Genomic DNA, 22,477 nt, shown 5'->3' with positions numbered 1-22,477 from the left:
GTTGCGCCCATCTGAAAATAAATTAAATACTGACTGTGGCTATTTTTTTGTAAAAACAAACTATAAACAGGTTGTTTTTTGGTGGTTAATACTAAATACATAACTGATAGTAACATTTTGAAATTAAGTTAACTGAAATAAATACAGTATGTCGATATTTTTTGTTGTAAAAATGTTAAATTCGGATGCGGATGCGGATGCTATGGTGGATGCTTGAAGGGGAATATCAGGGCAAGGTGGTTATGGTACTGTTATCAGAATTTTATTCCGCCAGATTGACGGGTTGATCAGAAAAATAGGCGTTACAGTACCAGTTCATGAATGATTATCGCCAAATGGTCAAACATTTCGCCAAATAACCGCTCAGTAAATGGCGCCAAGGTTGGAAACAACAGGGAAAGCGTGAAAATCCCGACAGTCAGCGTCAGCGGAAAACCGACCACAAATACAGAGAGTTGTGGTGTCATCCGGTTTAACATGCCCAGAGAGAAATTCATAACCAAAAGTAAGGTAATCATTGGCATTGCCAGCATCATGCCATTGATAAAAATCAGACTGGCATTTTGGGATAGTAACAGAAAACCCTTTGGGTTCAGTTGGGCTGACTGAACGGGAATGGAATAAAACGTATCTGCCAGAATGGATAGTAGCCATAAGTGCCCGTCAAGAGCGAGGAACAGCAACGTCATCATCATATTGAGAATGCGGGCTAAGATAGGCATATTCGGGCCACCGGTAGGATCAAAAAACGTGGCGAATGAAAGCCCCATTTGTAAGCCGAGTATTTCACCGGCATGACGCACTACGGCAAAGGCGATCTGCATGGTTAATCCCAAGGCCATACCAATCAGTACTTGTTGTATTAAGACCCAAATTCCGGCAACAGAAAAAATCGGAATTTGCGGGGAGGGGAGGGTTGGAACGAGTAAGGCTGTGATCGCTAAGGCCAGACCCATTTTCACTTTTATCGGTATCTGTTTTTCACTGAAAATGGGTGCAGTGCTGAACAAGGCCAACAGGCGCACCAATGGCCAGAAAAAATCGCTGACGAGGCGGGAAAGTGTTTCGCTATCAAACGGGATCATAATTAACCGATAATAACCGGAATACTGCTAAACAGCGTGCGCATGTAATCCAGCAATAAATTTAGCATCCATGGTCCGGCAGTGACGATAGTCACGAAAACGGCCAGGATTTTCGGAATAAACGATAAGGTCATCTCGTTTATCTGAGTTGCCGCCTGTAATAAGCTGATGATCAAGCCACTAATTAAGGCAGATAAAAGAGGTGGGGCAGCCAGTGCTAACGCCACTTTCATCGCCTCAACACCGAGGGCCATTACCGATTCTGGAGTCATAATTTTCTCAAACCGCTTTTTAATCTTTATTCCGATAAGATTTCACATTGGACATAAAGTTATTGATTAAACATAAAAACTTTGAGCCAGTGAGCCAAGCAAGAGTTGCCAACCATCGACCAAAACAAACAGCATAAGTTTGAACGGCAGTGAGATAGTGGCTGGTGGAACCATCATCATCCCCAACGCCATCAAGACACTGGCAACAACCAGATCGATGATCAGGAACGGAATGAAAAGAGTAAAGCCAATCTGGAACGCGGTTTTCAATTCACTGGTAATAAACGCAGGAACGAGCACGCGCATCGGAACAGCATCCGCCGTTTCAAATGCACCCTGATCAGCGAGGCGGGCAAACAGAGCCAGATCATTTTCCCGTGTCTGGCGTAACATGAATTGGCGTAAAGGCTTGGCTCCCTGATCCAGCGCGACTTCCAGTGTGATTTTATCCTCACTGTAGGGCAGGTAAGCGTTTTGATAAACTTTATCGAATACCGGTGCCATGATGAAAAAAGTCATAAACAACGCCAGACCTAACATAACCTGATTAGGCGGAGCAGAAGGTGTTCCCAACGCATTGCGCAGCAAACCAAGTACAATGATGATACGGGTAAAACTGGTCATCATTAGCAGGGCAGCGGGAATGAACCCCAGTGCTGTGATGAAAATCAGGGTTTGGACTGGCAATGACCAGCTTTGTCCGCCATTGGCCAGAGGCTGGCTTATGATGCCAGGGAACTCGGCCGCAGCGTTCATAGGAAACAGTGGCAGCAGGAGCGCTATAAACAGCGTCGTCAAACGCATTGGAGAAAGCCGCGAGACCAATTTTTTGCCTGTCATAAAAAAAACGCTATTTTTCATCATCGTCCTTGTCATTTTTGCTTTTTCGCTGGAGTGTATTTTTTAGCATCTGACCAAATGGCAGCGATTTGAGCGCGGTTTCCTTGCCTACGTTATCAGGTGGGGCAGGCATTTGATGCAGCATATTGATCTGTTGGGATGTGACGCCTAAAACCAGCCAGTTACCCTCGACTTCTACCACAACAACGCGTTCTTTCGGCCCAAGGGAGCAGCTTGCCTTAACGTTTAGCAAACGATGATCCCTGCTTTTAGCAGGGGAAAAACCCAAACGGCGAACTAACCATGTTATGAAGAAAATCAGCAATAAAACACCGCCCAGAGCACTGCTGACTTGCATCAGCGTTTGGCTGGCCGGCAGAGGATCACTATTGCCTGTCTGTTTGATCGTATTCATATGGGTATGGCTGGTTGCCGTGTTAACAGGTGCAGCATCAGATGCCGCACCTTGTTGAAAAGAAGTATGAACGGAAGGCGGGTTTGCCATCATAGTTAACGACTCAAGCGACGCATGCGTTCGGAAGGCGTGATGATATCTGTGATACGGATACCGTATTTATCAGATACGACAACCACTTCTCCTTGCGCGATCAAATAACCATTAATCAGAATATCCAAGGGTTCTCCCGCCAGACCATCAAGGGGAACGACTGAGCCTTGTGACAGCCTTAACAGTTGTTTGATGGTCATTTTAGTCCGCCCCAGCTCGACCGAGAGCTTGACAGGAATATCCATGATCAAATCAATATCGGAGAGTTGGGCTAACGCATCCTGCACTTCCAGATTCTCAAATATTGACGCGCCGCCGTCAGAGGTTTGCTGTGCGGCCTGTTGTTCCAGCGCTTCTGCCCACATATCTTCAGTCGAGCTGGTATCTGTAGGTTGTTTAGCATCACTCATTGGGCTTTTCCTCATCCAGAGCAGTTAAAACAGGGTTAATCAGGTGTTCAACACGCAGGGCATATTGCCCGTTCAGTGTTCCATATTGACTGGTGAGCACAGGCACACCATCAACGTGAACGATTAAGCGTTCAGGTTTTTCAATCGGCAAGATATCGCCTCTTTTCAATTCAAGGATCTTTGACAGCCGCAGAGGAATATCAACAAAGTTCGCCACCAGTTCTAATTCTGAATGTTGAACTTGCTTCACTAAACTTTCACGCCACTGGCTCTCTTCCTGACGCACATTTTCCACAGGGGGATTGGTCAGACGCTCGCGCAGAGGCTCTATCATGGCAAATGGAATACAAATATTGAATTCGCCGGTCAATGCACCGATTTCTACTTGGAACGGTGTAGTTACCACGATGTCATTCGGTGAAGTAGTGATATTGGTAAATTTCACCTGCGTCTCGGAACGCACGTATTCCACTTCGAGTTTAAAGATGGAATCCCATGCGTCGCGATAGGCATCCAGTGCCAGTTTCAGCATCCGGTTAATGATCCGCTGTTCGGTATAGGTAAATTCACGGCCTTCCACTTTGGTTGGAAAACGACCATCCCCGCCAAACAGGTTATCAACGGCGATATAAACTAGGCTAGGTTCGAAAGCGAATAGTGCAGTTCCCCTCAATGGCTTTAAATGAACCAAATTGAGGTTGGTTGGCACGGCCAGATTGCGGGCAAATTCGTGGTAAGGCTGAACCTTGATAGCGCCAACCGTAATATCTGGGCTACGGCGCAACATGTTAAACAGCCCCATTCTGAATTGGCGGGCAAAACGTTCATTGATGATTTCCAGTGACTGCAAACGTTCGCGTACGACACGGCGTTGCGTATTGGGATCGTAAGGGCGTACCTCACTTTCTCGTGACGCAGTTTGTTCTACGTCATCAGCAGAGGCACTGTCACCATTGAGCAGAGCGTCGATCTCTGCTTGTGAAAGAATATTGTCACTCATTATGATTATCGCAGAATAAACGTGGTAAACAACACATCGGTGATTTCCTGATCGGGTTCATCAGGTATGAGTGTCGGGTGTAGTGTCTGTTTGATATCTGCCACCAAATTCATCTTGCCGTCATCTTTTGCCAGATCGGCGGCTTTCTGACGAGATAATAACAGCAACATACGACTACGAACTTCTGGCAGATATTCATGGAAGCGCTGACGGGTTTTCTCGTCAGTCAAACGCAGTGTAATGCCAACGTACAGAACACGATCGAAATGCTCTTCGTTGTCGATCAAATTGACGGTGAAAGGCTCCAAGGTCATAAATACGGGAGCATCAATGGCTTTGGTTTTTTCTGTATTGCTATTGGTTGACTGGCTCATTACCCACCAGCTATACCCTCCGATGGCAGCACCAAGAACAGCAATCAGTACTAACAGTATCATCCAAATTGGATTTGTGCGTTTATGCTCGTAGCTATAATCAGACATGGACAGATAAATTCCTGTTTTCTGTTGCGAATAAGTCTCCGCGCATTCCGTGGCGAAGCCCTTATCCATCAAAATCAATATCAATTATCCCGCGTCTTTGTTTCGGCAATGGCTGGAACAAACGGGGAAAAAACCATTAACTCATACGTTTGTCAGAGACCTGTTTTCGTTTTATCCGATGTCTCACGAAATTAGGCTAATGTTTAGGTGGTCATCAGGCAAAAGTATCAATACCTCCTCTGGCCGAGGTCATTTGTTGAGGTGTTACCCGAATGGTTGATACAGGGGAGGTTGTGATCCCCATTGTTGAAGCTAAATCAGGCTCTTGCGTTTCAGCATGGGAATTAGCATTGTTGTTCGGGTTATTGGCATGGTTATCAGCAAAATAGGCTTGTTGTCCGTTTCCCTGAGCATCACTGTTGACGCTGCTTTGTGCCAATTGTATGCCGTTTTCAGCCAGTGCATGACGTAATCCTGGTAATGCCGCTTCCAAAGCCGCACGAACATTTTGATGGGCGGAAACAAAATGCAATTGTGCCTGATTGTCTTCTACGCTCATGCGGATGTGCAACGCTCCCAGCTCTTGAGGATGTAAGCGAAGTTCTGCCTGTTGCAGGCCATTACGGTTAAAGAACAGTACATGTTGATTGAGCTGTTGTTGCCATTCTTCACTGCCAAGATGCGCATTCAATAAAGGTGTCGTGGTGCTGCTAAGCTGAAACTGTCCCGTTGGCTGTTGTCCGGCTGAAAGCAGGGAAGGGGTTGGCAATACCGCTGGTGAGTCGATAGATGCTGCTTCTACTGTCGAGGATGTCAATGCTGGCGCGGCTTGTAGTGCCATCTGGAGCAGATTTGGATCTTTGCTATTGCCTGAAACTGTCTCTTTAGGAAGAGTCTTACCAGATTCAGCTTTATTATGGGTCGCAAGGTTCTTGGTCGCCAGTTTGAATTGTTCGGTGAACGGCGCCGGTTCAGCCTGGAGATTGACGGAACCTTCTGTCTTATTGTTTAGAAGGGTTTCCTGTTTAGCAGAAAGTTGGATGTTTTTATCTTGCTCATCAACTTTAGAAGATTGTTCGGCAAGATTGGGGCCAGTTAATCTACCATCTCTGGCATTGCTGCCTAATAGTGTATTAACAATGTTGTTTTCGCTATCCAGCCTGGCACTTTCCGGCAATGCATCTTCTGGCGAATAATTTTCCAGCCGTTTATTTTCTAACGGTTCATTGCCCATCAAACTCTGTGGTTTTTCAGCAAGAATAGCGGAATTTGTATGTGGGGCAAGCAGCCCAGCAAGCTGGATGGGTATCGCCGCACTTAATGCTTCGGCTGATAAGAGATCTTCATCTTTTAATGCAGCGAATTCAGCACTGTTTTCTTGCTGTGTTGTTTTCACACATGCTTTATCCTTGGCCACACTGTTATTATCTGACACTGTTGCCACTGGCGGCCAGCCGCTTTCCGCTGTTTTATCAGAAGTGGATTTTTCCTCTTTCAGGCTATTTTTATCTGCCTGAGTAGCGGGCTTCCGTATAGAGGCTGTTTCTGCATCAAAAAGTTGCCCAAATTGAGAAGAATGGTTACCGTTCACGGCATTATTTAGAGCCGGCTGACTGTTATCCGTACCTTTATCCGTGAATTTTAAATCAGTAGGCAAAAGAGTGAGATTCATTGTTTCATTCTCCGTTGTGCACCACGTTGTGCGTACTCGTCCATTTGTTTTTGCTCCATGCGATTTTGGTGTAACTTCAAATTATGCTCTGCCCGCTGTTGCAATGTGTCGAAGGCGTTCAGACGTTGCTGTTTTTCCTGCCATTGTGATATGGCTTGTTCAAGACGTTTTTTCCATTGGTTGAGCTGCAATCTGTGCTGTTCAATTGCCATTTCCAGCGTTTTCATAAACTGCTGATAATTTTGCCAAGTCGAGCAGGACATACCACTGCTGAGCGTGTCATTCAGACGGGTACGGTACTCATCCTGATAATTCATTAACGCTGTAAGTTGTTGCTCCATTTGTTGGTGACTTTGTCGAATCTGCGCAAGTTGCGATGCTGCCTTTTCTGCCGCATCCTGGGCAAGTTCACGCAAAGTCATGAGAGGGGAGTGTTGTTGCATGCATTTCCTCGTATTAATCACCAACAGACATCAGCGTGACTGAATGACACCAATAGTAAACTTATATCGGCACCGTATTGATAAATGTTATACCTCTTGGAAAAAGTATTTTTTAGTTAAATTCCCATAAGTAAAATATTATGTTGGCAATAATTGTTGAAGCTGAGTACAGGCTTCATCGTATTCGCTGCGTTCGTCAATGCCTTGTTGCAGGAATTGAGCCATATGAGGATAAAGTTCAATCGCCCTGTCAAGCAGGGGATCGCTGCCCGCAGCATAGGCACCAACGTTGATCAAATCTCGGTTGCGTTGATAGCTGGAAAGCAACTGTTTGAAATGTTGCACTCGCCGATAATGGGTATTGTCTATCAACGCCGTCATGGCTCGACTGATAGACGCTTCGATATCAATAGCCGGATAATGGCCGGATTCCGCCAGTGAACGTGATAGCACGATATGGCCATCCAGAATGGCTCGCGCCGCATCGGCAATTGGATCTTGCTGGTCATCACCTTCGGTCAGCACGGTGTAAAATGCGGTAATGGAGCCGCCATCACTGACACCATTACCGGCTCTTTCCACCAGTGCCGGTAACTTAGCAAATACAGAAGGGGGATAACCTTTAGTTGCTGGCGGTTCGCCGATAGCCAGGGCAATTTCGCGCTGTGCCATGCTGTAACGGGTCAGGGAATCCATAATTAACAAGACATGTTTACCTCTGTCTCGGAAATCTTCGGCGATGCGTGTTGCATAAGAGGCGCCTTGCATCCTCAGCAAAGGTGAAACGTCGGCAGGAGCGGCAACGACGACCGAGCGTGATAATCCCTCCGTCCCCAAAATATTTTCGATAAAGTCCTTAACTTCACGACCACGTTCACCAATTAATCCCACAACGATCACATCGGCTTGGGTATAACGAGCCATCATGCCAAGCAGCACACTTTTACCGACACCGGAGCCGGCAAATAATCCCATACGTTGCCCACGTCCCACTGTCAGCAAGGCATTGATGGCACGAACGCCAACATCCAATACAGTGCTGATGGGCGTTCTTTGCAGGGGATTAAATGGCGTTGTTGTCAAGGGGGCGCGATAGCCTGTATCAGGGGCAGGTAAACCATCAAGGGGGCGACCGGCACCATCCAGAACTCTGCCGAGTAATTCGGGTCCCAGAGGCAAACGGCGTCCGGCTCCTATATCTTCGCCATAAGAACGGGCATAGACGCGAGCGCCCGGCACAATGCCTTCCAATTCTTCCAGTGGCATCAGCAACAGTTTTTCGCCATTGAAACCGACGACTTCACTTTCAACTTCTTCAATGGTGTTGCCATTCTGGCGCTCGATCAGGCAAGTAGCACCGAGCGGCATATGCAGGCCGGTGGCTTCCAGTACCAGACCAGTGGCGCGGGTCAGGCGTCCATAGCGACGTACTTTGGGGGTTTTTTCCAGACGCTTTTCTAATGAATCCAAAGTTGCCAGCCAGCGACCCAATCTTGCCGTCATCACAATTCCCCCGGTGCTGCCAGACGACACATTTCATGCCAGCGGGTAGCTAAACTGGCGTCCATATCTCCTTCATCGGCACTGATTTTACAGCCCCCCGGATGCAATTTGTTGTCTGCAATCAGGCGCCAGCCGTGCAGCGCCAAAACTTCCCCTAGTTGCTGCTCAACCAGCGGAATGTTTTGTGGATGAACACGTAACTGGGGTTTGCCGCTGAACATGGGTTCTTGCTGGATAAATTCGCGAATTTGATTCAGCAGGGCAGTGCCATCACAAACCGCAGGCTGCCCAAGAATATGATGGGCAGCAGTTAATGCAAGTTGCATCAGGCGGGAAGCAATAACGGTATCCAATCCATCCAGTGAATGGCTAAAATCTGTTAGCAAAGTTTTCCACTGATCAATAATAATTTGCTGCTGTTGTTTGGTTTCCTGCAAACCCTGTTCTTGTCCTGCTTGTCGGCCTTCCTGAATACCTTGCTCATAGCCTTGTAGCTGGCCTTCTGCGAAGCCCTGCGCATGGCCCGCCTGACGAGCCTGCTCTTTTAGTTCGTCCAATATTCTTGCTTGTTCCAGTAGCCGATCCTGTTCGCTTGGCACCGGCACCTCAACCATGGGTTCCAGTTTTGCCCGCAGAGTTTCCCACTGAGTCAATTCGCCTGGTTGCCAAGGCCGCCAGTTTTTATTATTCGACTTATCAGACATAGGTATCGTCACCACCATTTAGGATCATTTCGCCAATTTCTGCCAGACGACGAACAACAAGCAGGATGGCTTTCTGTTCAGCTTCCACTTGAGACATCCGCACAGGGCCACGATTTGCCAAATCATCGCGCATGATTTCAGCAGCCCGCTGTGACATATTGTTGAGGAAGTGGTCGCGCAATGCTTGATCGCAACCTTTCAATGCCACAAGCAAGGAGTCGGTGGAAATTTCCTGCAACAGGCGTTGGATACTGCGATCGTCCACATTGATAAGATTTTCGAACAGGAACATTTCATCAATGATTTTCTGCGCCAGTTCGTTATCGTAGGAACGAACTGCTTCAATGACACCTTCTTCTTGCTGGCTTTTCATCAAGTTGATGATCTCTGCCGCAGTACGAATACCGCCCATCTTGCTGCGTTTCAGGTTCTGACCATCCAGCAGGTTATTCAGTACTTCCGTCAGTTCTGCCAACGCGGAGGGTTGTACCCCCCCAAAAGTAGCGATACGCAGCATAACATCGTTACGCAGGCGATCATCAAACAGGGCAAGAATATCGGCAGCCTGACCACGGTTCAGGTGGACCAAAATGGTGGCGATGATCTGCGGATGTTCATCGCGGATCATGTCGGCCGCCATCTGCGGCTCCATAAAGTTGAGGGTCTCGATGCCCGTTGTGGTATCACGGGACTCAAGGATATCCTCAAGCAGACTGGAAGCCCGTTCTTCACCCAATGCCTTAATCAGGACATTGCGCAGATAGTCATTAGCATTGATGCTAAGGGCAGTAAACTGCCCCGCATCTTCTTCAAACTCGGCCAGTACTTCAACCAGTTGCTGGTTAGAGACTTGTTTCATTCCCGCCATCGCGACACTCAGTTGTTGCACTTCTCTGGAATTCAGGTGCTTAAACACCTCGGCCGCCTGATCTTCTCCCAGGGTCATTAACATGACGGCACTTCTTTCTGTTCCGGTCAGGCTCATTGTTCGTTACTCATCCATTGACGGATCACCAGCGCGACGACGCGAGGATCTTTTTCTGCAAGTTCACGCAGACGCTGGCTTTGCAGCTCAACATTGACACGTTGGCGAGCCAGTTTGCGGCGCATTTTTTCATCCAATTCAGCATTGGTTTCTGTTTGCTGTTTCGGCGGGTTCTTTTGCGCTGTCAGCGCAGCTTTTTCCGCGGCACGTTTTTTGGCGATTTGTGGCACGATCATCTTGCGCCATAGTAGCCATGCAACCAGTACCAACAGTAACCAACGACCTGCTTCTAACAGTTTCTCCAGCAGGGCAGGGTGCTGCCAGAATGGCAAAGGTTCTATCACTTCGGTGGTGTTATTGAACGGTGTGTTAACCACATTCAGGCTATCGCCACGGTCAGCAGAGAAGCCCATAGCTTCACGAGTCAATGCTTCGATTTGTGATAGCTGTTCTGGTGTCAGCGCTTGTGTTTCAGGGCCATTTTTGCCCTGAGCAGTGGCATAGTTGACGACAACCGCAACCGAAAGGCGTTGCACTGCGCCAGCCTGCAATTGGGTATGACGAATGGTGCGATCCACCTCATAGTTAGTGGTTTCGTCATAACGGTTATTGCGGTTGTTGCTTAACATACGCTCGTAGCTATTGTTTTTGTTAGCGTTATTGCGCTGTTGGTCAGGTTTTTCGTCACCGTTGCCTTTGGTATTTGCGTTCGATTTTTCAATGGGGGCACTTGGCGCAGCACTTGGCTGGTTTGATAATGCACCGGGAACGCCCCCTACCTGCGGTCCGCCGCTTTGCTCACTGGTACTACTTTGTTTAGAACGGACAGCAGCCTGATTCGGTGGCTGGTTAGGTTTATATTCTTCTGCTGTTTCTTCGCGACGGGAGAAGTCAATTTGTGCAGTTACCTGAGCATGCACATTGCCACGGCCGACCACCGGTGCCAGAATGGTTTCAATCCGATGCTGGAAACGGTTTTCCACTTCCTGTGTATATTTCAACTGAGTGGTATTTAAATCGCGGCTAGTGGCATCGCTTTGTGTTAGCAAACGCCCAGATTGATCCACAATCGTGACATTACTGGCGGGTAAGCCGGCGACACTACTTGAAACCATATGCACGATGGCATTGATTTGTCCTTCATCCAATACCCGTCCTTGTAGCAACCCTACCGTCACTGAGGCTGACGGCGATTTTTGTTCACGAACGAACAGAGAAGGCTTAGGCAAAGCCAGATGGACGCGGGCACTCTGGACTGGGCCAAGTGATTCCACGGTGCGTGCCAATTCACCTTCCAGAGCGCGTTGGTAATTTATCTGCTCACTGAACTGGCTGATACCGAATTTTTCTTTATCCAATAGTTCGAAACCCGCGGCTCCCCCTTTGGGCAGCCCTTGTTGTGCCAGTTTCAGACGCGTTTCATGCACCTTATCGGCAGGTATCATGAGTGCCGCACCATTCTCGGCAAAACGGTAAGGGATATTCATCTGGGTTAATTGCGTAACAATCTCGCCACCATCCTTATCGCTCAGATTGCTGTAAAGTACCCGATAGTCGGGACTGCGCAACCAAAGAAACAGGGCGACGAAGATAGCGATGGCAGCAGAGCCAGCAACTAACAACGGAACTTTTGGATCAGCTTTTATCCTGCTGATGATAGCGTTGAAGCCTTTATTTTGGTTTTCAACGTCGGTTGTTGCTGCACTCATAGACGATCCTTGCCTTGCTGGTCAACATGAATACTAAAAGCGTGGCGTAACAAAACAGACTCCCCATACGCAAGCGAAAAGATTCTTCCTATTATTAATCCCATCATTATTCGCTGTTCACACCTTTTTTAATGGCACAATAAGCTTCGAATTTTTACTTCAATTACCCGCTTTAGTTTAGAAAGGCTATGTTACGTTGGCATCACATAATCAATAGGGTGATTTAACGCGAGGTTTTTATGTCAATTCCGGTCATTGAAGGTGTACTGCAACAGATGCAGGTTCAGGTTTTGCAAGCAGCAAATATTGCCAAACCTATGCCAATACAAGACGGTTTTGCCAGTCAACTGACTGCGGCAGTGGAAAAAATAAACCAAACACGCCTGAGAGCGACAAAGCAGGCACAAGATTTCACGCTGGGAGCTTCAGGCGTGGAATTAAATGATGTTATGGTGAATATGCAAAAATCGACCATTTCTCTGCAAATGGGGATTCAGGTGAGAAATAAACTGGTCAGCGCGTATCACGAGATTATGAATATGCAGGTTTAATCGGGTATTTTTGGTAAGTATAAAATAATTAACTATCATTCTCGTTTGGGGCATATATGGGGGGTATTAAGAGCCGGCTTCCTGTTCTCAGTGGTTTCGCTATTTTCGTTTATTTATGCCCCATAGAGTTTCCTATTTCAGTCAATTTCATGAACGCACCGAGAAATCTGTTGCAACGATTTTAAGGTACTTATTCTTCATCTGGAAGGTGATTATTTATTATCTAATTCCAGTCTGAAAACGTTATCGACAACTTATCTTTTTCAGTGAACACCTGCGAGTTTAAGCTGATAACGGACAAATCCTATTTTTGCAACGGATAATATCGTTATGATAACGATATTATTTATATAGTTTATTTGTATTCTTCATCTTTGAATTAAAAATAATACGTGTTGATAATATCGCCTGTTAATTGCCTCATAGAATCGGAATCGCCACTATCATTTGATGGTTAAATTTTTGTTAAAAATATAGATAAGATACCTTGATTGTTTGAAAATTATAAATACAATAAAGTGCCGAATTAGGTTAACCAAAAAAATGATAGTGACGAGTTGACACCACCTGAAATAAAAAAATAAATGACACCATCAATCAGTGTTATTGTTAAATGGAATCATTGTTGCCTTTGTGATATCTATTTTGATTCAGTTGTTGTTAACTCCATCTCATAGTTATTGATTGGGAATTGTCCATATGTATCATGTAAGAGTTGTTTACAGCTTTCCTGTTTAATCAGGTCGCTGAGTTCATTTAACCTTCTTTGCAACAATCTCTTAGTTTCTTTTTCATTATCCAGGACAGTTTGCAAAATTTTGGTTAATTGCTGCTGTAATGAAATAGAGGCATCTGAGTTTTCTGATAATAAAGTCACCACTTCTACTGCCTTTAGATAAGTGATTTCCATATCAACAAGTTCATCCCACTTTTCATTTCTGGCTAAATCAATCATTTGCTCACTTAAACTAAGGATCTGCTGATAAGCTGACAAAAGATCCATATCATTTTTCATTAAACAATATCCTGACTGGCGTTGTAATGAGGATCTATTTGCCGCCAAGAGTCGGAAATCTCGGAAAGTAAATCAATCACTTCGGTAATAGCCTTCTCATCATTGCGTAAATTGGCATGGAGTAAACGGCGGCTCATATAATCATATAAAGCAAAAAGATTCTGGGCAATCTCACCGCCTTTTTCGAAATCTAATCCTTCTTTGAGGCCATTATCAATGATATTAATCGCCTTTGAAATAGCTAACCCTTTTTCTGGAATATTCCCTTGTTGTATCAGAATGATTGCACGACGCAGGGCGCTAAGCGCCCCGTTGAACAATATCTGAATCAACTGATAGGGAGAGGCATTCATAATTTCGCTTTCAAGATCTACCTGAGCGTATAACTGGCTTGCCGAACGTTGATACATTGGTGTCCTTTTTTATCCTAAGAGTTGGGCTAAAGATAAGTTTGCTTGAGCCATTGAACCGACAAGTTTATCCAGTGCTGTAAATTGTTTTTTATAGCGCTCCATTGTGGCTTCAATGTTTCTGTTAGTCTGTTCTGCTTGTCTTTCCAGTTTTTTCAGGGTCTTATTGATACCTTCTGTTGCTGTATCGATAGTTCCTTCATGGCTATCTAGCGTTTTTTTCAATAAATTATACGTCTGGGTAGCAAAGCCGGTTTCTTTTCCATCCCCCATAAAGAAAGCCTTAACGTTGGCAGGTTTCTCTTTCAGGTTTTTTTCCAGCTTTTCGTTGCTAATTTCCAGCGTGCCATCCTCTTTTTGTTTGATGCCCAATTTATTCAGGGTAGCGATATCATCAACATGTTGTGCCGCAAACAATTGTTGTCTTAACTGGTTTTGAATACTTTTTAAAGTACCGTCACCAAGCAGGGGACCATTATCTTTTGAAGGTGCTTCACCTGTTCCAACTTTCTTGTATTTGGTCAATGAACTGAACGTGCTTTGTAGCTCATTATAAGTATCAACCCACTTTTTAATCGCCTCTTTCATTGGCTCAATATCACGAGAAACCACCAGTGTTTCTGATATTGTTTTCTTTTCAGTTTTGCCGTTGATTTCGACTTCTTCTGTTTCTGAAACTTTTTTCAGATTCAGGGTAATGCCTTCTGGTGCATCTTTTATTTCATTAGTCTGGCGTTCGATTTCAATGCCATTGACGGTTAATTTTGCATTGGCAGGATCTACCACTTGGTTCATTGCACCTGAACCACCACCTTTATCGTCAGACTCGTAGTTCAGCAAACTATTCAGGGTATCATCACCTTGAACTTTAATCGTCATGACTGATTTTGTGCCCGCTTTTTTCGAAGTCAGGATCAAATAATTTTTATTATCTTCTGCTTTGATAATGCTGGCATTAACATTACCTTCTTGTTTATTAATCGCATCACGAATTTCGACCAGAGAAGTTTCATTATCTTTCAGGGCAATGCGCATTGGCTTTTCTTTTTCTTCATCGGCTTTCTCTTTACCGACTTTTTCAGCCCCTGGCTGCGTAATAATAATGGTACGGGTACCTTTACCTTGTTCCCCTAATGGAGTTTTTATATCAGGAAATGCCTGAGATCGCAAAGACTGAGCCTTGGCAAGCTGTTGAACTTCAATAACATAGTTACCCGGGCTGGCTTTGGAATCTGTACTCGGAGTAAATGTTTTATGATCTTCACTGGTTTTAGTGGTATTGAGTTTATCGAATTTTTTAAGTTCTTCAGATGCACTCTTTAATTTTTCCAAACTGCCTTTTAATGTGCCAAAACCGGTTAGTTTGGCTTTATAACTGCTCTGCTGCTGGGTTATTGGTTGTAAACGTTTTCTTTCTTGTGCTTCAAGTTGATCTAGTCTCCCAGATGCCCCAGATGTGGCCCCTACTGTGGAAATAGCCATATTGACTCCTTTTAATAAAAAGCATCGCTGGGTGTGTTATCGGATTAATTGGTGAAAAGTTTACTGACAAAATAATTTTTTTGATGGCTGGAATAGTTGATGAGAACAGGCGCTATTTGGGTTATCGGGGAAACGTGAGAAAAAAATAAAAAAGTTTTTTCAAGAAATATTAAAGGTTCTTTTTAAGGAGCCGATAAAACTGTTGGCGGTGATGAACACCGTGAGCAAAAGGCTCAAACTAATTATATCGACTTGATTTTAAAAGGAACTCTACTATGGCATCAGTTATTAATACTAACTACTCATCTCTGCTGGCGCAAAATAACCTGACCCGATCTAAAGGTACTCTGGGTTCTGCTATTGAACGTCTGTCCTCTGGTTTACGTATTAACAGCGCGAAGGATGACGCTGCTGGTCAAGCGATTGCTAACCGTTTCACTGCTAACGTTAAAGGTCTGACTCAGGCTTCCCGTAACGCAAATGATGGTATTTCCATTGCTCAGACTACCGAAGGTGCTCTGAACGAAATCAATAACAACCTGCAACGTATCCGTGAACTGGCTGTTCAGTCTACAAACGGCACTAACTCTGAAAGTGACAAGAAATCCATTCAGGAAGAAGTCGATCAGCGTCTGAAGGAAATTGACCGTATCTCTAAGCAAACTCAGTTTAACGGCGTAAAAGTATTGAGTGAAGAAGCCAAAGCAATGACTATTCAGGTTGGTGCTAGTGATGGTGAAGTTATCAAAATTGATCTGAAACAAATTGATAAAGGAACATTAGGTCTGGGTGAGTTTAGAGTTGCATCAGAACAAGATAAAAAGCAAAAAGAAGCAGTAACAGCCGCTGACGCTGCAGTAAAAACGGCTAAGGATGCATGGGATAAAGCACCTGCTGCTGACAAAACTGCTAAAAAAACGGAGCTTGATACAGCAGAAGCCAATCTTAAAACAGCAAAAGAAGCAAAAGGGACTCTAAAACCTACAGAAAAGCCATTGGAAAAATTAGACGAAGCTCTCGCTAGAGTTGCCAGCCTGCGCAGCTCCCTGGGTGCAGTACAAAACCGTCTGGAATCCACCGTTAATAACCTGAACAACACCGTTAACAACCTGAGCGCTGCTCGCAGCCGTATCGAAGATGCTGACTACGCGGTTGAAGTTTCTAATATGAGCCGTGGTCAGATCCTGCAACAGGCGGGTACTGCTGTTCTGGCTCAGGCGAACCAAATTCCACAATCCGTTATGTCTCTGCTGCGTTAATTTTTATTTACCAGTTAGGCAATTATGCAGGGCAACCTGCATAAACGACGCTTATAAAATAAGGATCGGTGCGCCGATCCTTATTTTTTAGTATTTAGTTAGTGTTTTTATCAAGATTGTCAAGGACAGCCTGAAACTGATTATGCATTTGGGCGGACAGCAAAAATTTCGCATAGGTGAAAAAGAAGTGCTTTTACTTCATTGTTCCAACGATTGGACCGATTAGGGGATTGGATAATGGTATCCAGTCTCTTATCCAAAGGTGTCTGTTGTTGTGAGCGATTTGTATACCGCCGAAGGCGTGATGGACAAAAATAGCCTCTGGAAGCGCTATGTACCACTAGTTCGCCATGAAGCATTGAGGCTACAGGTCAGATTGCCTGCCAACGTAGAACTCGATGACTTGCTTCAGGCCGGTGGCATAGGCTTACTGAATGCGGTGGAGCGGTTTGATTCCATGCAGGGAACCGCCTTTACCACCTATGCGGTACAGCGCATCAGAGGTGCAATGTTGGATGAGTTGAGGAGCCGTGATTGGGCTCCGCGTAGTGTGCGGCGTAACGCACGTGAAGTCACGCAGACCATCCGTAAACTTGAGCAAGAGTTAGGCCGTCCAGCCAGTGAGCAGGAAGTTGCTAAAGAATTAAAGATTAATCTGATAGAATACCGGCAAATACTGTTAGACACGAATAACAGTCAACTGTTTTCTTATGACGAATGGCACGAAATTCACGGTGAAAGCTGTGAGCCAGTGATTGAGGAGGAGCATGAAGCAAACCCCCTGCAACAATTACTGGAAGGTGATCTTCGTCAGCGGGTAATCGAGGTCATAGAATCGTTACCTGAACGGGAAAAGATGGTTCTTACGTTGTACTATCAGGAAGAACTGAATCTTAAAGAGATCGGCGCAGTGCTTAATGTGGGAGAATCCCGCGTAAGCCAGCTTCACAGCCAGGCGATAAAAAGGTTGAGGGCGCGTTTGAATCCAGAGAAGTAACTTTTTGCTTGTTTGTTTTTTTTGTTAAGACTATACACAGGGCTTTATCTCTTATGTCTATTACAACACAAAAGAAACGGCCTCTTAGCCGTTATATCAAAGATTATAAACACAGCCAGACTCATTGTCTGCACTGTCATAAAACCCTCGACCGTATTTCGCTGGTTTTTAACGGTCAGGTCATCAATAAGGAAGCTATTTCTGAGATGACTGAATTGGTGGATGACAAAACCTGGAATGAGTTGCAGGGTAAATTTGTGGCGCTGTGCCGCTTTTGTAGTGAAATTTATTGCAATAGCCAGACTGATTATTTCGACATTATGTCATTTAAACAATATCTGTTTGAGCAAACAGAGATGAGTCATAGTACTGTGCGTGAGTATGTGGTTCGTTTAAGGCGTTTGGATGAATTACTGACTTCAAGTAATTATCCAACCAGTGAGTTTACGCCAGAAAAGATCCAGGAGAAGCTCAGTGAGGAATTATCTCAATCTGCTTTTAGCAATTATAATATTGCCCTGCGTAAATATGAACAATATCTGAGCTGGCAACAGAATGGTCGTCATTGATTAATTATACCGACAGGTAATATTATTAAATTGAAACGATTCCAGAGGGGAATGCGATTATCACGCACTCCCCTCTATGTATATTTACGTTGAACGGATTAATTTAGCCACTTATTTTAATGACTAAATAAATGGCTTTATCAGAAATAACTTGCACCAAAAAATGACATTCGCTGTTTCATGTTAACCAATGGTCATCAGGCTGGCATTACCGCCTGCTGCCGCCGTATTAACACTTAATGAACGCTCATGCAGTAAGCGTTCTAGCAGTAAATTGGTTTCACCACGGGCAAAACCCTGTACGGAAATAATCGGCCCTTTACGTTGGGCAATCACTTCACATACATGGCGTAATTGGTCACAATCACCATGATAAATAACCGCTTCCATCGCTGTTTCTTCATTCTGCCAATCATTGATCCAATAAATATGCTGGCGAACCTCATTAGGTAACTGACGATGTAACCCTTGATGCAGTTCGTCTTTCTCCCAAATTGCCTGACAACCGACAGAAAGCACCGCGGCTAATTGCACCAATGTGTCTTGTTCGTTGTCTGCAAGGCAAAGAACATGACCGCGCGGCAGTAAGGCATAAGTATTGCGCTCTCCAGTTGGCCCTGGTAACAGGCGTATTGTTCCGCCTTGTGCCAGTAAACTGTATTCCTGAATTACCTGATTCAATCCTTCATTATTCTGCTCGGTTGCCCAATTTGCCAGTTTGTAGAGCGGCGAGTGCAGGTCAACACGGGCTTTGGCATCAAGCTCATATTCTGTATCCTGCCGTTCCAGAGTTTGGCTGGCAGCATTGAGAGGGCGCTGTGACAGCAAACGATACAGATACAGTGGCCCACCGGCTTTTGGTCCTGTACCTGACAAGCCTTCACCACCAAACGGCTGCACGCCGACGACTGCACCCACCATATTGCGGTTGACATATATGTTGCCGACTTTCGCTTTGCTTGTGACCTGAGCGATGGTCTCATCAATACGGGTATGGACGCCCAATGTTAAGCCATAACCGGTAGCGTTGATCTGATCCAGCAGATTATCTAACTCACTACGTTTAAAACGGACGACATGCAGGACTGGCCCGAAAATTTCTTTCTTCAATTCATCGAAACTTTCCAGTTCAATCAGCGTTGGTTTAACGAAAGTGCCTTGTGTCCACTCCTGGTTATCTGTGGTATTTTCATATGCCGCCTGATAAATTGTCCGGCCTTTGGTACGCATGGTTTGGATATGACGCTCGATACCCGCTTTCGCTTCTGCATCAATGACGGGGCCAATATCTGTGGATAATCGCTCAGTATTCCCCATCCGGCATTCAGCCATCGCCCCTTTCAGCATAGTGATAGTTCTTTCAGCCACATCTTCCTGAATACACAGGATACGCAGGGCAGAACAGCGTTGTCCGGCACTGTCAAAAGCGGAAGCGATGACATCGGTAACAACTTGTTCGGTTAGTGCGGAGGAATCAATGATCATGGCATTCAGGCCACCGGTTTCTGCGATCAACGGTGTCGGGCGCCCTTGTGCATCAAGGCGGCCAGCAATATTGCGCTGCAACAAACTGGCGACTGCGGTAGAGCCGGTAAACATGACACCGCGTACACGCTCATCACCGACCAGCAGTGCACCTACTGTTTCTCCTTGTCCGGGCAATAATTGCAGTGCATCGCGAGGAATACCTGCCTGATGCAATATTTTTACCGTAACGGCAGCAATAAGTGGTGTCTGCTCTGCGGGTTTTGCCAGAACACTATTACCTGCTGCCAATGCAGCCGCGATTTGGCCGGTGAAAATTGCCAGCGGGAAGTTCCACGGGCTGATACACACCACAGGTCCTAGTGGGCGGTGGGTATCATTGGCGAAATCCTGGCGAACCTGACTTGCATAATAGTGGAGAAAATCCACCGCTTCGCGTACTTCGGCAATCGCATTGTTGAATGTTTTACCCGCTTCACGAACCAGAATGCCGAGCAAGGATTGCAGATTGTTTTCCATCAACTCCGCTGCACGCACTAAAATTGCGGCACGTTCTGAAGGGGGAGTGGAAAACCAAATTGTGCCGGCATCGGTAGCCACATCCAGCGCATAGCTAACTTCCTGTTCAGTAGCTTCGCGCACATAACCCACGATATCGGAGTTTCTGGCGGGATTGTTCACAGGCTTAAGCGCCGGCAGTTCTCCTGTCGGTTGGTAATCGCCACCTAATAACGGTTCGCTGTGCCACGTTTCCATTGAAGAACTGAGCAGGGCGCTGGAAAGAGAAGCTAAACGATGTTCATTGGCGAGATCCAACCCTGATGAATTGACACGGTTTTTGCCGTATAAATCACGGGGCAGAGGGATTTTAGGATGGGGCAGGCCGATTTGCCCTTCGGTTTGAGCCAATTCCTGTACAATTTTTACCGGATCAGCAACCAATTCATCAATCGGTAGTGAGGTATCTGCAATACGATTGACAAATGAAGTATTGGCTCCATTTTCCAGCAAACGGCGCACCAGATAGGCCAGTAGTGTTTCGTGTGTGCCTACCGGTGCGTAAATACGGCACGGACGATTGAGTTTACCTTCTGAAATCTTGCCGACGACTTGTTCATAGAGCGGCTCCCCCATGCCATGCAAACACTGGAATTCATATTGCCCCGGATAATAGTTTTGCCCCGCCAGATGATAAATGGCGGATAAAGTATGGGCGTTGTGGGTAGCAAATTGCGGGTAGATCAAATTAGGGACGGAGAGCAGCTTGCGGGCACAGGCAAGGTAAGAAACATCGGTATAGACCTTGCGGGTATACACCGGATAGCCTTCCAAGCCATCGATTTGGGCACGTTTAATTTCACTATCCCAGTAAGCCCCTTTCACCAGACGGATCATCAACCTGTGACGGCTGCGTTGTGCCAAATCAATAATGCTATCGATGACAAAAGGACAACGTTTTTGGTAAGCCTGAATGACAAAACCAATACCGTTCCAGCCTTCCAGTTTTGGTTCGAAACACAATTTTTCCAGCAAATCGAGGGAAATTTCCAGACGATCGGCTTCTTCTGCATCAATATTGATAGCGATATCGTATTGACGAGCCTGTAAGGTCAGGGAAAGCAAACGAGGATAGAGTTCCTCAATAACACGTTCATATTGGGCACGGCTATAACGTGGATGCAGGGCAGAAAGTTTAATAGAAATCCCTGGCCCTTCATAAATACCACGGCCATTTGATGCCTTGCCAATGGCGTGAATAGCCTGCTGATAGGAAACCATATAGGCTTGTGCATCTTCTTCGGTTAATGCGGCTTCGCCGAGCATATCATAAGAATAGCGGAAGCCTTTTTCTTCCAGTTTACGAGCGTTGGCAAGGGCTTGGGCGATGGTTTCTCCCGTCACAAATTGCTCACCCATCAAACGCATTGCCATATCCACACCTTTGCGCACCAACGGCTCGCCACTTTTGTTGATAATACGGTTCAGGGATTTGGATAACTTGGCTTCATTATGGGTAGATACCAGCTTGCCAGTGAACAATAAGCCCCATGTTGCAGCGTTGACAAACATGGAGGGGCTTTGGCCTAAATGGGAATGCCAGTTGCCGTTACTGATCTTATCGCGGATCAAGGCATCACGAGTGGCTTTATCGGGGATACGCAGCAGGGCTTCGGCGAGGCACATCAAAGCTACCCCTTCCTGCGAAGAAAGTGAAAACTCTTGCAACAATCCCTGAACCAAACCTGATCGGCCAATGCCCTGTTTTTGTTGACGCAGCTTTTCGGCAATGGAATAAGCGAGCTGATGCGTTGCCTTGGCTTGTTCTTCAGATAGCTGTGCGCGTTGCAGCAGCATAGGAACCGCTTGGATTTCGGGGAGGCGATAGGCCGCAGTAATTGCCGAACGTTTCACCGATTGGGGTAAAATATGTTCGGCAAAATCCAGAAATGGTTGATAAGACGCCTCAATCGGTGATTCTACTTCGGAAATCAATTCTTCTTTGTTATCCTGATCCGCTGATATTTCTGGGAGTTTTTCCTCGTTTTCCAGACGTTCAAGATAATTAAAAATGGCTTGCTTAATTAGCCAGTGTGGGGTGCGTTCAATTCGTTGTGCTGCGGCTTTAATTCGATTGCGTGTTGCTTCATCAAGCTTCACACCCATAGTGGTACTACCCATTTTCACTCCTTAATAGGCAAGACTAAAACAAGTTGCATAACAATATCTTCCATGTTGCAACTTTGTGCAACTTTGTTAAGGGTGGTCATTCTAAATTTGTGAAATTAATCTTGTTTTTGTTCTCTTTTTAGATAATTTTATTATTGATTTTTATTTATCATATTGATATTTATTAATTTTATCTTAATTGTGTAAATTTTAGGTATAACCAGTTATTTAATTTTAGGTACAACTTTTGGAGTGATAAATGTGATTTAGCAAGCGTTTTTTATAAAAATACAGTTAATTTGTTGTTAAAAATGTTTTAGCTAAACTAGGATAGAATGTAATTTTAAAATAATTACAAGTGTAAATAGTGCATATGAAAACTAATGTCATCTTCAGGTGCAACTGTTATTGCAGCCTGATAAAAAGCGA

21 protein-coding genes are annotated in these 22,477 nt (G+C 45.3%); 4 read left to right on the top strand and 17 right to left on the bottom strand.

Annotated features, from left to right (window positions below):
* Positions 1-302: 302 nt before the first annotated feature.
* The 13 genes from fliR to fliF all read right to left on the bottom strand — a co-directional run bounded on the left by fliR (position 303) and on the right by fliF (position 11,613).
* On the bottom strand, positions 303-1,085 hold the full coding sequence (fliR, locus tag Xish_RS00895; protein ID WP_099116302.1) for a flagellar biosynthetic protein FliR: 783 nt from the start codon (positions 1,083-1,085) through the stop codon (positions 303-305).
* Between the two features lie 2 nt (positions 1,086-1,087).
* Positions 1,088-1,357 (bottom strand): flagellar biosynthesis protein FliQ, encoded by a 270-nt coding sequence (fliQ, locus tag Xish_RS00890; RefSeq protein WP_099116301.1) that lies wholly within the window; start codon positions 1,355-1,357, stop codon positions 1,088-1,090.
* A 66-nt stretch (positions 1,358-1,423) separates the two neighbouring features.
* Positions 1,424-2,161, bottom strand: coding sequence for a flagellar type III secretion system pore protein FliP (fliP, locus tag Xish_RS00885; protein WP_099118617.1), 738 nt, complete (start codon positions 2,159-2,161; stop codon positions 1,424-1,426).
* Positions 2,162-2,207: 46 nt separating this feature from the next.
* Positions 2,208-2,705 carry a flagellar biosynthetic protein FliO gene (gene fliO, locus Xish_RS00880; RefSeq protein WP_099116300.1) on the bottom strand — a complete coding sequence of 166 codons (498 nt, stop codon included), beginning with the start codon at positions 2,703-2,705 and terminating at the stop codon, positions 2,208-2,210.
* 2 nt (positions 2,706-2,707) lie between these two features.
* Entirely contained in the window at positions 2,708-3,115 is a 408-nt protein-coding gene (gene fliN / locus Xish_RS00875; RefSeq protein WP_074023865.1) for a flagellar motor switch protein FliN, read from the bottom strand.
* A complete protein-coding gene (fliM, locus tag Xish_RS00870) occupies positions 3,108-4,115 on the bottom strand; it encodes a flagellar motor switch protein FliM (protein ID WP_099116299.1) in 1,008 nt (335 codons plus the stop codon). Before fliM ends, fliN begins: the two co-directional genes overlap by 8 nt.
* Positions 4,116-4,120: 5 nt before the next feature.
* Positions 4,121-4,597, bottom strand: coding sequence for a flagellar basal body-associated protein FliL (gene fliL, locus Xish_RS00865; RefSeq protein WP_099116298.1), 477 nt, complete (start codon positions 4,595-4,597; stop codon positions 4,121-4,123).
* A 214-nt stretch (positions 4,598-4,811) separates the two neighbouring features.
* On the bottom strand, positions 4,812-6,269 hold the full coding sequence (locus Xish_RS00860; RefSeq protein ID WP_099116297.1) for a flagellar hook-length control protein FliK: 1,458 nt from the start codon (positions 6,267-6,269) through the stop codon (positions 4,812-4,814).
* Positions 6,266-6,712 (bottom strand): flagellar export protein FliJ, encoded by a 447-nt coding sequence (gene fliJ, locus Xish_RS00855; RefSeq protein ID WP_099116296.1) that lies wholly within the window; start codon positions 6,710-6,712, stop codon positions 6,266-6,268. Before fliJ ends, Xish_RS00860 begins: the two co-directional genes overlap by 4 nt.
* A gap of 138 nt (positions 6,713-6,850) precedes the next feature.
* Positions 6,851-8,215 (bottom strand): flagellar protein export ATPase FliI, encoded by a 1,365-nt coding sequence (fliI, locus tag Xish_RS00850; RefSeq protein ID WP_099116295.1) that lies wholly within the window; start codon positions 8,213-8,215, stop codon positions 6,851-6,853.
* Entirely contained in the window at positions 8,215-8,919 is a 705-nt protein-coding gene (fliH, locus tag Xish_RS00845) for a flagellar assembly protein FliH (RefSeq protein ID WP_099116294.1), read from the bottom strand. Before fliH ends, fliI begins: the two co-directional genes overlap by 1 nt.
* Positions 8,912-9,904, bottom strand: coding sequence for a flagellar motor switch protein FliG (fliG, locus tag Xish_RS00840; RefSeq protein WP_099116293.1), 993 nt, complete (start codon positions 9,902-9,904; stop codon positions 8,912-8,914). The genes fliH and fliG overlap by 8 nt, the downstream gene beginning before the upstream one ends.
* Positions 9,901-11,613 carry a flagellar basal-body MS-ring/collar protein FliF gene (fliF, locus tag Xish_RS00835; RefSeq protein ID WP_099116292.1) on the bottom strand — a complete coding sequence of 571 codons (1,713 nt, stop codon included), beginning with the start codon at positions 11,611-11,613 and terminating at the stop codon, positions 9,901-9,903. Before fliF ends, fliG begins: the two co-directional genes overlap by 4 nt.
* Positions 11,614-11,852: 239 nt before the next feature.
* Here fliF and fliE point away from each other — a divergent pair, with 239 nt between their 5' ends.
* Positions 11,853-12,164 carry a flagellar hook-basal body complex protein FliE gene (gene fliE / locus Xish_RS00830; protein ID WP_099116291.1) on the top strand — a complete coding sequence of 104 codons (312 nt, stop codon included), beginning with the start codon at positions 11,853-11,855 and terminating at the stop codon, positions 12,162-12,164.
* 640 nt (positions 12,165-12,804) lie between these two features.
* On the opposite strand, the gene fliT is transcribed toward fliE, so the two are convergent.
* The 3 genes from fliT to fliD are packed head-to-tail and all read right to left on the bottom strand — an operon-like array spanning position 12,805 to position 15,071.
* Positions 12,805-13,179, bottom strand: a complete 375-nt coding sequence (fliT, locus tag Xish_RS00825; RefSeq protein ID WP_099116290.1) for a flagella biosynthesis regulatory protein FliT — start codon at positions 13,177-13,179, stop codon at positions 12,805-12,807.
* Positions 13,179-13,589 (bottom strand): flagellar export chaperone FliS, encoded by a 411-nt coding sequence (gene fliS / locus Xish_RS00820; RefSeq protein ID WP_074023854.1) that lies wholly within the window; start codon positions 13,587-13,589, stop codon positions 13,179-13,181. The genes fliT and fliS overlap by 1 nt, the downstream gene beginning before the upstream one ends.
* 12 nt (positions 13,590-13,601) lie before the next feature.
* A complete protein-coding gene (gene fliD, locus Xish_RS00815) occupies positions 13,602-15,071 on the bottom strand; it encodes a flagellar filament capping protein FliD (RefSeq protein ID WP_099116289.1) in 1,470 nt (489 codons plus the stop codon).
* Between the two features lie 275 nt (positions 15,072-15,346).
* Between fliD and Xish_RS00810 the strand changes: the two genes are divergently transcribed.
* The 3 genes from Xish_RS00810 to fliZ all read left to right on the top strand — a co-directional run bounded on the left by Xish_RS00810 (position 15,347) and on the right by fliZ (position 17,896).
* On the top strand, positions 15,347-16,330 hold the full coding sequence (locus tag Xish_RS00810) for a flagellin N-terminal helical domain-containing protein (protein WP_099116288.1): 984 nt from the start codon (positions 15,347-15,349) through the stop codon (positions 16,328-16,330).
* 274 nt (positions 16,331-16,604) lie between these two features.
* On the top strand, positions 16,605-17,327 hold the full coding sequence (locus Xish_RS00805) for an RNA polymerase sigma factor FliA (protein ID WP_099116287.1): 723 nt from the start codon (positions 16,605-16,607) through the stop codon (positions 17,325-17,327).
* 53 nt (positions 17,328-17,380) lie between these two features.
* Positions 17,381-17,896: a flagella biosynthesis regulatory protein FliZ gene (gene fliZ / locus Xish_RS00800; protein WP_099116286.1), complete on the top strand. Its 516-nt coding sequence runs from the start codon at positions 17,381-17,383 to the stop codon at positions 17,894-17,896.
* 183 nt (positions 17,897-18,079) lie between these two features.
* On the opposite strand, the gene putA is transcribed toward fliZ, so the two are convergent.
* The gene (gene putA, locus Xish_RS00795) at positions 18,080-22,060 is read right to left on the bottom strand and encodes a trifunctional transcriptional regulator/proline dehydrogenase/L-glutamate gamma-semialdehyde dehydrogenase (RefSeq protein ID WP_099116285.1); all 3,981 of its coding nucleotides are present in this window, start codon (positions 22,058-22,060) and stop codon (positions 18,080-18,082) included.
* Positions 22,061-22,477: the final 417 nt, after the last annotated feature.

Source organism: Xenorhabdus ishibashii (assembly GCF_002632755.1).
GTDB classification, from domain to species: domain Bacteria; phylum Pseudomonadota; class Gammaproteobacteria; order Enterobacterales; family Enterobacteriaceae; genus Xenorhabdus; species Xenorhabdus ishibashii.
This window is presented reverse-complemented; position numbering and strand designations above follow the sequence as displayed.